Here is a 14275-nt window from a genome sequence, read left to right as displayed (position 1 = left end):
TACTGAACTCTTCTTAATAGACAGTAATAACGAGATTGTGAAATATTTTTGTGGATTCATTATCCTTGCGGGCCATCTCGGGGTTAGGGGCTACTAACTGCGCAGTGCCTCTCCTTATTGGGCCGCATCCATCCATTGCGGGCCATTATCTGCACAACCCCTTCTTCTTAATGGCCCGCATCCACCCGTTGCGGGCCATTAACTGCTCAATCTCTTCTTCTCACTGGACCGCATCCACTCGTTGCAGGCCATTATCTGCATGATCTCTTCTTCTCATTAGACCGCATTCACCCGTTGCGGGCCGCTAACTGCGCAGGGGCTTCTCCCCATTGGGCCGCATCCACTCATTGCGGACCATTATCTGCACAATCTCATATTAACAGCCCGCATTGAGAGTGTTCGTGACTTTTCAGCAGCAAAAATGGCTGGCAACCTATGCCGCCAGCCACTCCAATTACTCTATTTTTAAAAGCTCTTTAGTCACTCCCCGGATGATTTCAGGGAGAGTTGAAAAGGTGTATGGTTTATAGACTCTCTCTGTCCATTGGTGGCCGTCTTTTCCGTACACGCCAATGTTTATTGAGGGGATGTTGAGGTCACGGATCCGGTCAATCGGCACAGGATAAAGTTGTTCGATCATCGGCATATTGTCCTTAAAGGCTTCGATTTCTTCATCACTTTCATGCAGAGAAAGGAAGCTTCCGTCCGCCAGATACGGGAAAAATCGTTTGATTTCGAATTCCTCTCCCGTTTCTTCGGCGGTTTTTTCTAAACATGCCTTCAATACTGAATTTACTTTTTTTCCGTATTCATTTTCGTTGTTTAAGTAGTTATGCGGCAGAAACGGCGGCGAGAAGAAGATGATGATCCTTGGTGTTTTGTCAGGATCGAGCTTCTGCAATGCCTCCACAATGGCGAACGCAATCTCACGGTTATCTTCGCCCTTCATCTCACTCAGTGTTTCATTCATCACCTTTTCAGGATTCAATCCTTTTTCGCTAAGATCTTCTACTAAATCTTCGAAGGCCGTCACCTCAACCTTCCATGAAACCTCCCTTTCCGGAAAGTCATGCAGGCTCCGGTATTTTTCATAGGTTTCCTTTGAAGAGGCTTCCAATTCCATGACTGAGTCTTTGGCAATGTTCATAAGCTCCTCCAGCACCTCTTTAGATGTCTTTTCATACACAAAATAGTTGAAATACATCCGGGTTTCCAGCGGAGTCTGTACATTATAGACGTTTTTCTTATCTTTAAGGTACAGACAGGACGGCGGGAGGACAAACTCCCCCTCTATGTCTTCAAGCAGGTCAATGTTCTGATTGACCCTGAGATTGATATGAGATGCAATCCTGGTCGGATCAATGGATGTCAGGATATCGCCGACATGCGCTTCACGTCCTGCTATATAAAAACAAGGCAGCAGTTTTCCGGCAGCACCTGTGTATATATATCGTTTACAATCACCATCATAGACAGGAGATATAAAGTCATTGTTGATGGCAGCGAGAAATTGAGTTCCTTTCATCTTTAATCTGTACAACTCATCGATCGCCGTAATCATTCCAGCATGTTCACTTTCTTCATCTGGATTAAACAGGAATAGCAGACTTCCGTCCAAATCTTCTGACATGCTTGAAAAATAAAGAAGGTTAGCCAGGTGTACAGCTATCCCGCTTTGCATATCAAGCGAGCCACGGCCGAACATCCACTTGCCTGATTGAGCATCGTTCTTTACCTTCTCATCTCCATCATACCTGGAGAAAAACGTTTCCAGAAATTCAGGGTCGTGTGCAGCTGGTTTAAGGATTCCGTAATCATCTGTCCCTACAGTGTCCAAGTGTGCATGGAAAAGCAGGGTTCGTTCCGACTTTCCACTTATTTTCGCAAAAACGTTGAAGCGTCCGTTCTCGTCACCGGGAACGGGCTGGGTCCAGAGGTGCCCCGGATTCTGTTGAAAATAAGGAAACGTTGAAATAATAGTCTTGATCTGCTCAGCTTTCCTTCTTTCTCCATCGGTGTTATTATAGCTTTCCTGATCGATTAAAACTTTCGTTAAAAATTCAATCTGGTCATAGACAGATTTCCCTTGAAGTTCACTGTACACTTCTGAACACCCTTTCATTTCTGTGTTTTTACTATCTTACCGAAGTCACCTTTCATTTGGAAGTAATTACGGTTAAAAAATTGTATAGAATTAGATTATCCTCTTGAAAAAACAACCATTAACGAATAATATAGAAATTGCGTTTAAAAATCGTTCGTCTTTTTGGAGGTTTCTCTATGTTTAAATTAAAAGAACATAATACAAGTGTCAGAACTGAAATCATCGCAGGTATAACAACTTTTTTAACAATGGTATACATCGTGATTGTCAACCCGGTTATCCTGGCAGATGCAGGGGTCCCTTTTGACCAGGTATTCACAGCCACGATCATCTCGGCTATTGTCGGTACATTATGGATGGCTCTGTTCGCCAACTATCCGATTGCAATTGCTCCTGGAATGGGCTTGAATGCGTACTTCACCTATTCAGTAGTAGGCGCCAATGAAAATATCTCTTATGAAACAGCTTTTGCAGCAGTATTTGTTGCAGGGATCATCTTTGTTATCTTGTCCCTTACACCTTTTAGAAAAAAATTAATCGAAGCAATCCCAGAGAATTTAAAACACGGAATCACCGCTGGTATCGGGTTATTCATCGCTTTTATAGGCTTGCGTCTGACCGGAATCATCACGTCTCATCCAGAAAACCTGGTAGCACTAGGTGATCTTCATTCTTCTTCAGTAGTGCTGGCGTTGGTCGGCCTGGCTGTCACGTTGGTTCTAATGGTCCGCAATATTCATGGTGCGCTTTTCCTTGGCATGATCGTTACAGGAATCATCGCTTTCTTCACTGGGGATTTGAAGTTTGAAGGAATCGCGTCTCTTCCTTCTCTTCCTGAAGGATTAATTGTTGGCAATCCTTTGACTGCATTTGCCGATGTTTTTCAACACAGCTTGTATGCAGTCGTTTTCTCCTTCCTGCTAGTAACAATCTTTGATACTACAGGAACAATGATCGGCGTTGCCGAGCAGGCAGGATTGATGAAAGGCAAATCAATGCCTCGTGCAAGAGCAGCCCTTTTGGCCGATTCTGCTGGAACAACCATTGGAGCTATGTTTGGTACAAGCCCAACGACAGCGTATATTGAATCTTCCGCTGGTGTTGCAGCAGGAGGAAGAACAGGTCTAACCTCTTTGACCGTTTCCGTTTTGTTCCTCGTTGCCGCGTTCTTCGGTCCGCTGGTCAGTGCGGTTTCAGGCATTTCAGCTATCACAGCCCCTGCCCTGATTATCGTCGGCAGCCTGATGATGGGAAGCATCTCTCATATTAAATGGGGAGAGTTGGATGAAGCATTCCCTGCCTTTTTGATCATTCTCAGTATGCCGCTGACATCCAGTATCGCGACAGGCATTGCTCTTGGATTCATTTCTTACCCGCTCTTGAAAGTGGTTAAAGGACAATGGAAACAAGTTCACCCGCTTGTATACCTGTTCGCCGTCCTGTTTATGTATCAATTAGCATTCCTGCCTCACTAATACAGTACCCTAAGCCTGAACTCCGAAAGTGGAGTTCAGGCTCTTTTATTTGGAGTATGTTAGAGGTAGTTATCAAATTCTTAAACCCATGCCGGCTCTTTGGGGACATGTTCTTAGGAGTTCGACCCCGTTCATGGACCCAAGGCGGCCCCTTGCAGAAATGTTCTTCAATATTCGACCTAATTCATGTCCTTAAGACGGCTTTTCGGGGACATGTTCATTGTATTTTGATCCGTTAAGGGCATTGTTTACCCTTGTCTAAAGAAATAGTGCCTATTTCCAGTGTTTAAATCAATTAGGAGAATTTCTTCCTATGTTTAAACTCTTTCAGATGGTACTTAGAAAATAAGGGAACTTTTTACCGTTATTTGTGATCAGCTCATTTTACCCCTTTTTTTGGAAGAAGCACCTAATTTAATTCCAGGGGTTAGCATGCCTCTATGCAGGCTTTTTAGAAACATTCTTTGAAATAAAACCTCTCTCAGGTATTCAAGGCACCACCTTGTTAACATATTCTCCTGAGTCAACATACATTCATGGCCACAATCACCAAGATTCTCTCCTCAGCAGGATAAACCTAACGATTTACACCTATACAGGAGCAATCTTGGGAAAACTTTAAAGTCACTAAATTTTCACGTGATTTTTCAAATAGCTTATGGTATATTTAACTTGTGAAATAATTCACAAACTATTATTATACAAACAAAAACAAACCTAACCAAAAAACTCAAACAAGGGTGATTACATTGGCAAATTTCAAAAGTAAAGTTGCTTTAATTGGAACTGGATTCGTTGGATCAAGTTATGCCTTTGCATTATTGAATCAAGGCGCTGCCCGTGAACTTGTATTAATTGACTTGAATAAAGAAAAAGCAGAAGGAGATGCACGCGATCTCAACCACGGCCTTCCCTTTTCTTCTCCATTGAAAATTTGGGCCGGCGACTACAGTGACTGCAGCGATGCCGACCTTGTTGTCATAACTGCTGGTGCCAATCAAGCTCCTGGCGAAACCCGATTAGACCTTGTTGAAAAAAATATAAAGATTTTCAAAAGCATAGTTGGAGAAGTAATGAAAAGCGGATTCGATGGCATATTCCTGGTAGCAACCAATCCGGTTGACATATTGACCTATGCGACATGGAAGTTCTCCGGGCTGCCGAAGGAAAGAGTAATCGGTTCTGGCACCATTCTTGACACTGCCCGCCTGCGTTATCTTCTCAGCGATCATTTTGACATTGATGCCCGAAACGTCCATGCCTATATCATGGGTGAACACGGAGATACTGAATTTCCTGTTTGGAGCCATGCAACCATCGGAGCGAGTCCTTTACGGGAGATGATTGATATGGATGCACCTCAAACCCAAAAAGAACTGGAAGAGATTTTTGTCAATGTGCGTGACGCTGCCTATCACATTATTGAAAGAAAAGGTGCCACCTATTATGGAATTGCAATGGGGCTGGTGAGAATCACGAAAGCCATTTTCAATAACGAAAACAGTATCCTGACCGTTTCTGCTCTGTTGGAAGGAGAATTCGGCATGGATGACCTTTATATCGGAGTACCGGCGATTATTAACCGTGACGGCATTAAAAAAGTGATCGAAATGCCTTTGAATGAGAAGGAAAAGGAACAGTTTGACAACTCTGCCACTACCTTGAAAAATGTAATCCAGACAGCTTTTCAGCAATAAAGATTGAATCTAACTTACCATTACAGCCCCTGGCACAGGCGAATGCCCCTCTGCATATAGTGAAAGTGACTATATTTGAGAGGGGTATTATCTATGTTTGATTATCGGCAAATGCAATTTCCCGGGTTTCCCCCCGGACAAGGCGGACCCGGATTTCCTTCTTTTCCTCCAAGCGGCCAAGGGCAGGGCTTTCCAGGATATCCTCCCGGTCAGCAAGGGATGGGCCAGGGGCAGCAGGCTCCGGCTGGACCTCCGCCTTCCTTTACTCCGACACAGGCCACAGCACAGACACTCAGCACAGGAGGACAGGGACCAAGTGCTTTTGCAGTCGATCCCGGAGCCATCCGCGGATGCTTGTTCCGTTACACATACCTTTGGCTTACCAGCGGCCAGTCCTTCTGGTTCTACCCAACTTTCATCGGGCGCCAGTCGATTTCAGGGTTTAGATGGACCGGTTTCAGATGGGTGTTCTATGGAACTGACCTGCGGAGAGTCCGTTCCTTCCAGTGTTTTTAGGTGATGGGCATGTACTATCAGCAGCCCTACAGGAATGTAACGGAAAAGAAGAGCAGCAGAACCGTGACCGTCACAGGCGAACAAACAATAGATGCCCGGCCTGATATGGCGGTTGCCCAAATTGGAGCAGTAACCAGTGATAAGGAATTAACAGAAGCACAAAGAATGAATACAGAGATAAGCTCGGCCATCTTAAATTCCTTCAAGCAGAATGAAATCGCTGAAAAGGATATCCAAACATCCACTTATCAGATTTATCCACAGTATGATTATCAGGATGGAAAGCAGCTATTCAAAGGATATGAAGTAAGGCAGGTTTTTTCAGTTAACATCCGAAACATTGAAAAAATTGGTGAAATCATTGATGACGCTGTCCAAAGCGGGGCTAACATTATAGAAAGAGTCCAATTCGCTATAGCGGAACCTGGGATCTTTTATCAACAGGCATTGACGGAAGCTTATGCGGATGCGTTTGAAAAGGCCCAAGTCCTTGCAGCATCTTCAGGGATGACACTAAGTCCTGCCCCGCTGGAAATCAACGAAGATACCAGTATTCCGATGATTCCAGCTCCCGGAAAAGCATTTGTCCTGGCTGCCGAAAGTACAGCACCCGTCCAGCCAGGGGAGATTGGGATTACAGCCCGGTTGACGGTGAAATATAAGTTGATGCCGTAATCCCGGGTGAGTGGATTGTCATTTTCCACTAGTTAAAATCTCCTGCTGCTCCGTCTTCAATAATGGGTATAGAAGAAAAAACACCTTTGATGGTGTTTTTTTCTTCTGAAACCCATTATTCATGTCAATTTTTCCTCTAAAGCTTTACTACATAATGATATTGAATTTGAACAAAATAAAGAAGTCCCAAGAGGACATATGAATTCAGGGGGGTTATCAGTTTGCAGATAAACAATCAAGCACAGCAGCAGCCAATGTCTATGCCTATTCAGCCTTCACCAACAGGACAGCCGCAAGCAAATCACGGCGGCCATGAAGTATTTGATGCTCATGAAAATTTATCAACAATGGTGGATGTACTGGATCAGTATTTGATGTTTCAGCAATATATCACTGACCCTGAGCTCAATACAATTCTTACACAGCAGCGCAGTTTTATTGAACAAACTTACAATTGCGCAGTTGAAGCCTTTTCCACAGGAAAGGACCCATCTCAGCCGACACAGCAATATAAAATGATTGAAAATAACACTGTCACTTATGGACTTACTCCTTCGCAGCCAAGAAAACCTGCGGAAAGTCTTCCAGAAATCAATGATATGAAGATATCCGGCCAGATGCTTGGTTTGACCAAGTCAACAGCCTCTCTTCTTACGATGACGGCTTTAGAAGTGACCAACCCTGTTCTTCGCAGGGTTTATGCAGACAGTGTGCCTAACTTCATCGAGATGAGCTATGAGATCTTTTTATACCAAAACAAGCATAAGTATTATCAGGTGCCGCGTCTTCAGCAGCAGGATATGCAGCAGATGCTTCAAGGATTTGCTCCTTCAACAGGGGCTCCTATGACACAAAATAATAAGCTTCAATAAGTAAAAAGGGATTTCCTTAAAATAGGAAATCCCTCTTTTTTTCATTAGGCTGTTTTCAAATACATTGTCGATTTCTAAAAAATTCAAAGGCTACTTCCCCCCAGAGGTTTTTCACTCAAAACGGGGAGAGCCGCAAAGGTTAGAACATTAATTAATCAATCATATTGGCCGATTTTTTATAACAGCTTTCCATAGCCGACAGGACAGAAGCACGGAATCCTGTTTTTTCAAGAGTGCTGACGGCTTCGATCGTTGCACCTCCGGGAGAACAAACGGCATCTTTCAAAGCTCCTGGGTGGGTTTCGGTTTCGAGTACCATTTTCGCAGCACCAAGAACAGCCTGGGCAGCCATCTTATAGGCTTTTTCCCGTGCAATCCCCTGCTTGACCGCACCATCAGCAAGAGCCTCAATGAACATGAATACGTAAGCCGGCGATGATCCGCTGACGGCAGGTACCGCATCCATTAAGTGCTCCTCCAGCACCTCTGCACGCCCGAAGCTTGAAAACAGCTCGACTACTTCTGCCAGTTCATCAGGTGTCACGTATTCATTTGGGCAAAGGGCGCTCATTCCTTCTCCTACCAAGGAAGGTGTATTTGGCATCGTCCGAACAATTTTCACTTCTTGGCCGAGCTGTTCTCCCAAGGAACGCAATGTGACACCAGCAGCAATCGTAATGACTATAGCCTTCTCTTTTAGTGCGCCTCTCACTTCTTCAATAACTGCCTTATATTGATCGGGTTTAACCGCAAGAAAAAGGTAGTCGGAGGATTGAGCGACGGCCACATTATCCTTTGTCGTTTTTATATGGAACTCCTTATTGATTTCGCTGATCGTTTTTTCTGTTAAAGCGCTTGCTGTAACATTTTCCGCAGAAGCAATCCCTGAAGACAGCAGACCGCCTAAAATGGCCTTTGCCATATTCCCGCTTCCTATGAAACCTATCTTTTTTTCCATCCTATTCACATCCTGTATCGTATAATTGCTTACTGTTACAGTATTATAACGGAAGTTGGTTTTCAAGGAATTGCGCTATTTCACTTTGCTAAGAATACTCTCGTAATCGAGTTCCACTATCAATTCATTGTTCACCAGCCTTTTCTTTATGCCTGCAACAACCCCTGCTTCTCTTTCTGATAAGCTGCTCATATCGAACTTTTTATGAAAAACAGTGTAAAGAACGATATCCCTGAGCCTTAAAAATAATGGGATCCGCTTGATCCATTCCTCATCAAGAGTATTTTCTTCGAAGTAGCCGGACAAAAAGCTTTTCAGAAACTCTTCACCAAAGCGGGAGCGTTCTTCAAGCTCCTTCCCTGGCATCTTAGCCCATACCGCGTAGAAAAGAGGGATGGCGATATCACTGGCATACCAGTGGTAAGAACAGTCATCAAAATCAAAAACATGAATCTCTCCTTCATGAAGGAAGAAGTTTCCAGAATGAATATCAGAATGAACCAGTCCATATTCCCCCCTGCCTGTCGAGAAGGAATGAAGTTTTTCAATTAATTCTTCTCCTTCTTTTATAATTGCTGTATCCTCTTCGGACAGGTAAGTACTCATATTCTTTAAAAGGTCATCTTCGTACCAGTGTTCCCGGTGAGCTCTCCCTTCAGAGAATCCTTTTGCCGCCTTGTTCATCTTTCCAATCGTTCTTCCCCATTCTTTGAAAAGCGGAGGTGAAAATAAGTCTGATTGGACCCTGACCGGCTCCCCAGGGGCTTTATCAAATAAGCAAACAAAGAAAAATGTATCTCCCGCTGGAATTTCCTCCACCAGATTTCCGGCTAAGGAATGACTGACCAAAGAGACATTCACACCTTGTGCATTAAGGTAATTCACATATTCCAATTCTGCCTCCACTCCAGCCCTGTTTCTGTGGGAGCTGTGTGTCAGCCTAAGAATATAGGGTATTCCTTCTCTATGTACTTCATATACGTAATTCTCGAAATCTCCAAGTTTTTTCGCTTTTGTAACCTCCGCACCGTAAAAATCGGCTGCTTTCTTTAGAATTCCTTCATTAAAGAGGTCCTCAACCCACTTTTCCATTTGTATACCCCCATTTCTAATATGTCTATACTATTCGGCACCCGTAGGCGGAATCCTCTGTAATACTTTATTGCGCTGAGAGGGACTGTCCATTTTAGCGGGTAAAAGTGTTAAAACAACACAGTGAAAAAGACAGGTTTCCCTGTCTTTTCAGGCGTACATTTTGTTTTCTTCTTGTTTGAAAAAGCTTTTCATAGCGTGGAAAACGTCTGCCTTTTGTTTCAGTATGAAGTATCGGAATTGTTCATCCTTGATGTTCTTATATGCGCTCATCAAAGTGGAATGGCGGTTATACTGGTTGACCTCTCCGTAGCCGAACATGTTCGAGACTTTCATCAGTTCTTCGACAAGCTTTACACACCGGACATTATCTGAAGTTAAATTGTCGCCATCCGAGAAGTGGAACGGATAAATATTGTATTGCGAAGGCTGGTATTTCGTTTCAATTAGCTCCAATGCTTTTCGGTATGCAGATGAACAAATCGTTCCCCCGCTTTCTCCTCTTGAAAAGAAATGCTCTTCCGTTACCACCTTTGCCTCCGTATGATGAGCAATGAACTCAATCTCCACTGTCTCATACTTCGTTCTGAGGAAGCGTGTCATCCAGAAGAAGAAGCTCCTGGCCATATACTTCTCCCATACTCCCATACTTCCGCTCGTATCCATCATCGCCAGCACGACGGCTTTTGACTCAGGCTTCAGCACTTCGTTCCATGTCCTGAATTTCAAATCTTCCTGATAAATCGGGTGAAAGCTTGGTTTTCCGCTTATAGCATTTCTTTTGAATGCTGTCATCATGGTTTTCTTTTTATCAATATTGCCCATTAATCCAGTTTTACGGATATCATTGAATTCTATATTCTCCACCGTTTGGACGTCTTGTTCTTTTTTCTTCAAGTTGGGCAGTTCCAATTGGCTGAACAGCGCCTCTTCGATTTCCATCATTGATACTTCCGCTTCATAGTAATCTTCTCCAGCCTGATCCCCTGCACCTTGGCCTTTACCAGGACCTTTTTGCTGTGAGCCGTCTCTAGCTACCACATCTCCAACCTGACTGTCTCCCTGTCCCTGGCCCACATGTTTATTCTTATCATGATTATAACGAATTTTGTACTCATCAAGTGAGCGGATCGGAATCTTTACTACGTCTTGGCCATTTGACATGATAATGTTTTCTTCAGAGATTAAATCGGGGAGATTATTTCTTATCGCATCTTGAACTTTTTCCTGGTGTCTTTGTTGATCATCATAGCCTTTGCGGTGGAGGGACCAGTCTTCCTTCGAAATCACAAACTGATGTTTATCCATTTGACTCATTCTATTCCCCTCCTTATTAGATTTTTCACAAAGATACAAAAAGTTGCATATACTGTCTTGAGTGCCAAAATTAGAAAAGCAACAGAGTTAAAAACTATTGCTGATTACTCTATACTATGCAGAAGCGCCGATAAATTTACAAATAATTTCGACAATTGTACACTCACCTATAAAATAGACAAGCCTGCTTTTTCCGGGTAATCAGCTGTGTATAAATAAGTATTAAAGGGATTGGCTGCTTATGAGTAAAAACCTCCGAAAGTAAAAATTGGGCGCTGGCGTCATCTAAACAATAAAGTCTTCAGCGACCTTGGGCAGCAGATCCCTTCTTGGTTACCTTTTTAATCAATACTCTGACACTTTGGGCAGCTAGAACCCTTCTTGGTTACCCCTTTCACCAAAACCCTGGCACTTTGGGCAGCTAGCCCCCTTCTTGGTTACCTTTTTCATCAATACCCTGGCACTTTGGGCAGCTAGCCCCCTTCTTGGTTACCTTTTCATCAATACCCTGGCACTTTGGGCAGCTAGAACCCTTCTTGGTTACCTTTTTCACCAAAACCCTGGCACTTTGGGCAGCTAGAACTCTTCTTGATGCCCTTTTTCACTAAGATCCTGTCATTATAGGCAGCTAGATCCCTTCTTGGTTACCTTTTTCATCAATACCCTGGCACTATGGGCACCTAAAACCCTTCTTGGTTACCTTTTTCACTAAAACCCTGGCAGTTTGGGCACCTAGCCGCCTTCTTGGTTACCTTTTTCACTAAAACCCTCTGGCTTTGGGCAGCTAGAACCCTTCTTGGTTACCTTTTTCACCAAAACCTTGACAGTTTGGGCAGCTAGCCCCCTTCTTGGTTACCTTTTTCATCAATACCCTGGCACTATGGGCACCTAAAACCCTTCTTGGTTACCTTTTTCACTAAAACCCTGGCAGTTTGGGCACCTAGCCGCCTTCTTGGTTACCTTTTTCACTAAAACCCTCTGGCTTTGGGCACCTAGAACTCTTCTTGGTTACCTTTTTCACTAAAACCCTCTGGCTTTGGGCAGCTAGACCCCTTCTTGGTTACCTTTTCACTAAAACCCTCTGGCTTTGGGCAGCTAGATCCCTTCTTGGTTACCCCTTTCACCAAAACCTTGACAGTTTGGGCAGCTAGCCCCTTTCTTGGTTACCCCTTTCACCAAAACCTTGACAGTTTGGGCAGCTAGATCCCTTCTTGGTTACCTTTTTCACTAAACCCCTCTGGCTTTGGGCAGCTAGCCCCCTTGTTGATGACCTTTTTCTCCAAACCCCTCTCGCTTAGGGCAGCTAGAATCCTCTTGATGACCTTTTTATTAAACTCCTCTCTCTATTCCCCACATCACAGCCTTCATAATAAACAGAAAGCCGGCAGCCCCAAAGAAAGGCTGCCAGCTCTGAAATTAACGGTTCAATAAGCTTCCTACATATTTCAATAGATCATTGGCTGAAGTGGAATTATAACCATGCTCATCTATCAACCGTGCAACGACTTCATTAACCTTCTTCAGCTGCTGCTCATCCGGCGTTTTGGAAGATGTCGTGATTTTGACGACGTCTTTCAGGTCGGCAAACAGTTTCTTTTGAATTGCTTCTCTCAAGCGGTCATGAGAGTTATAATCAAATCTTTTACCTTTGCGGGCATATGCGGAGATACGTATGAGAATTTCTTCACGGAATGCTTTCTTCGCATTTTCAGAAATGCCGATTTGCTCTTCAATGGAGCGCATGAGCTTTTCATCCGGATTGATTTCCTCCCCGGTCAATGGATCGCGCAGCTTCGCTTTATTGCAGTAGGCTTCTACATTATCAAGATAATTGTCCATAAGTGTTTTCGCGGATTCCTCATAAGAGTACACGAATGCCTTTTGGACTTCTTTCTTGGCAATATCGTCATATTCTTTTCGGGCAACAGAAATGAAGTTCAGATACTTCTCCCTCAGTTCCTGTGTAATGGAAGGATGCTGATCCAGTCCTTCTTTCAGGGAACGAAGAACATCCAGTGCGTTAATGGACGACATATCTTTCCTGATGATGGTGGACGAAATCCTGTTGATGACGTAGCGGGGATCGATTCCGCTCATTCCTTCATCCTGATACTCTTTTTTCATTTCTTCTAAATCCGCAGAGTTGAATCCTTCCACATTTTCTCCATCATATAATCTCATCTTTTTAATCAGATCGATGTCTCCGCGCTTCGGTTCTTTTAAACGTGTCAAGATCGTAAACATCGCAGCTACTCTCAATGTATGCGGGGCAATGTGGAAATCCGACACATCACTTTCCCGGATCATTTTGTCATAGATTCTTTCTTCCTGGGTGACTTTCAAATTGTATGGAACCGGCATGACGATAATCCTGGAGTGCAGGGCCTCATTTTTCTTGTTGGAAATGAATGATCTGTACTCGGTCTCATTTGTATGGGCCACAACTAATTCATCTGCGGAAATGAGCGCAAACCTTCCTGCTTTAAAATTGCCTTCCTGCGTCAAAGACAGTAAGTGCCACAGAAACTTTTCATCGCACTTCAGCATCTCCTGGAACTCCATCAGTCCGCGGTTTGCTTTATTCAGCTCGCCATCGAATCGATAGGCGCGCGGATCAGATTCCGACCCATATTCGGCGATGGTGGAAAAGTCAATGCTGCCTGTCAGGTCGGCAATGTCCTGTGACTTAGGATCTGACGGGCTGAACGTACCGACACCGACCCTTTTGTCTTCAGAGAAGAAGACCCTTTCCACAAGAACGTCTTCCATTCTTCCGCTGTACTCTTTTTCAACTCTCATCGTATTTAACGGTGATAGGTTGCCTTCGATTCTAATGCCATACTCTTCATAAAAGTCAGCCCGCAAATGCTGCGGGATCAAATGCAGTGGATCTTCATGCATAGGGCAGCCTTTAATTGCATAAACCGCACCATTGTCTGTCCGCGAATACGCCTCGATTCCCCTTTTCAGCATTGACACTAACGTAGATTTCCCCCCGCTGACCGGACCCATCAGCAGAAGAATTCTCTTCCGGACATCCAGGCGTTTAGCAGCTGGATGGAAATACTCTTCCACCAGACGCTCTAAAGCCTCTTCCAGTCCAAACAGCTGACCACTGAAAAATTTATACTTCCTAACACCATTAACTTCTTCTACCCCTGCATCTTTAATCATATTGAACACACGTGAATGTGCTGACTGAGCTACAATTGGTCTTTCCTTGATAATGTTCAGGTAATCAGCAAATGTGCCTTCCCATTTTAACTTTTCTTCTTCTACACGATAGCCTTCAATCTTTTTTAAAATATCCATAAAGGACCTCCCCTGTCACTTGTTGAGAGCGATTATTATACTCTATGCCCGCCAAGAGACAATCATGCTAATTAAAGAAAAATGGGACTCGTGTTTGAAATGTTGTCATAATCTAGAAGAAAAATATCAGGCTTAACATTCACATCAGCAGGGAAATAGGCTATACTAAGAGAAGGATTGACTTCGAATCAATTATTGAGGAGGATTACATAGATATGGGTACAATTATAATCTTAGGCGTTACTGCCACATTCCTT

The 14275-nt window shown here is 43.7% G+C and carries 10 protein-coding genes; 5 read left to right on the top strand and 5 right to left on the bottom strand.

Features of this window, described 5'->3' with window-relative positions:
* Positions 1 to 454 precede the first annotated feature (454 nt).
* Positions 455 to 2104 carry a M20/M25/M40 family metallo-hydrolase gene (locus FZC78_RS15585; RefSeq protein ID WP_148940950.1) on the bottom strand — a complete coding sequence of 550 codons (1650 nt, stop codon included), beginning with the start codon at positions 2102 to 2104 and terminating at the stop codon, positions 455 to 457.
* Between the two features lie 176 nt (positions 2105 to 2280).
* Here FZC78_RS15585 and FZC78_RS15580 point away from each other — a divergent pair, with 176 nt between their 5' ends.
* From FZC78_RS15580 to FZC78_RS15560, 5 genes are all read left to right on the top strand, one after another.
* Positions 2281 to 3579 (top strand): NCS2 family permease, encoded by a 1299-nt coding sequence (locus FZC78_RS15580; RefSeq protein ID WP_148940949.1) that lies wholly within the window; start codon positions 2281 to 2283, stop codon positions 3577 to 3579.
* Positions 3580 to 4328: 749 nt separating this feature from the next.
* Complete coding sequence (locus FZC78_RS15575; RefSeq protein ID WP_148940948.1) at positions 4329 to 5276, top strand: L-lactate dehydrogenase; 948 nt, start codon at positions 4329 to 4331, stop codon at positions 5274 to 5276.
* Positions 5277 to 5369: 93 nt separating this feature from the next.
* Positions 5370 to 5792 (top strand): transporter, encoded by a 423-nt coding sequence (locus tag FZC78_RS15570; RefSeq protein ID WP_252183641.1) that lies wholly within the window; start codon positions 5370 to 5372, stop codon positions 5790 to 5792.
* A gap of 9 nt (positions 5793 to 5801) precedes the next feature.
* Positions 5802 to 6467, top strand: coding sequence for an SIMPL domain-containing protein (locus tag FZC78_RS15565; RefSeq protein WP_187444957.1), 666 nt, complete (start codon positions 5802 to 5804; stop codon positions 6465 to 6467).
* A gap of 254 nt (positions 6468 to 6721) precedes the next feature.
* On the top strand, positions 6722 to 7339 hold the full coding sequence (locus FZC78_RS15560) for a spore coat protein (RefSeq protein ID WP_148941105.1): 618 nt from the start codon (positions 6722 to 6724) through the stop codon (positions 7337 to 7339).
* Positions 7340 to 7490: 151 nt separating this feature from the next.
* Here the strand turns inward: FZC78_RS15560 and proC are convergent, their stop codons facing one another.
* From proC to FZC78_RS15540, 4 genes are all read right to left on the bottom strand, one after another.
* Positions 7491 to 8297, bottom strand: a complete 807-nt coding sequence (gene proC / locus FZC78_RS15555) for a pyrroline-5-carboxylate reductase (RefSeq protein WP_148940946.1) — start codon at positions 8295 to 8297, stop codon at positions 7491 to 7493.
* Between the two features lie 75 nt (positions 8298 to 8372).
* On the bottom strand, positions 8373 to 9389 hold the full coding sequence (locus FZC78_RS15550) for a phosphotransferase enzyme family protein (protein ID WP_148940944.1): 1017 nt from the start codon (positions 9387 to 9389) through the stop codon (positions 8373 to 8375).
* Positions 9390 to 9539: 150 nt separating this feature from the next.
* Entirely contained in the window at positions 9540 to 10706 is a 1167-nt protein-coding gene (gene yhbH / locus FZC78_RS15545) for a sporulation protein YhbH (protein WP_148940942.1), read from the bottom strand.
* A 1416-nt stretch (positions 10707 to 12122) separates the two neighbouring features.
* A complete protein-coding gene (locus FZC78_RS15540) occupies positions 12123 to 14018 on the bottom strand; it encodes a PrkA family serine protein kinase (protein WP_148940940.1) in 1896 nt (631 codons plus the stop codon).
* Between the last annotated feature and the right edge of the window lie 257 nt (positions 14019 to 14275).

The sequence above is a fragment of the Rossellomorea vietnamensis genome (genome assembly GCF_008180415.1).
Lineage (GTDB): Bacteria > Bacillota > Bacilli > Bacillales > Bacillaceae_B > Rossellomorea > Rossellomorea vietnamensis_C.
This window is presented reverse-complemented; position numbering and strand designations above follow the sequence as displayed.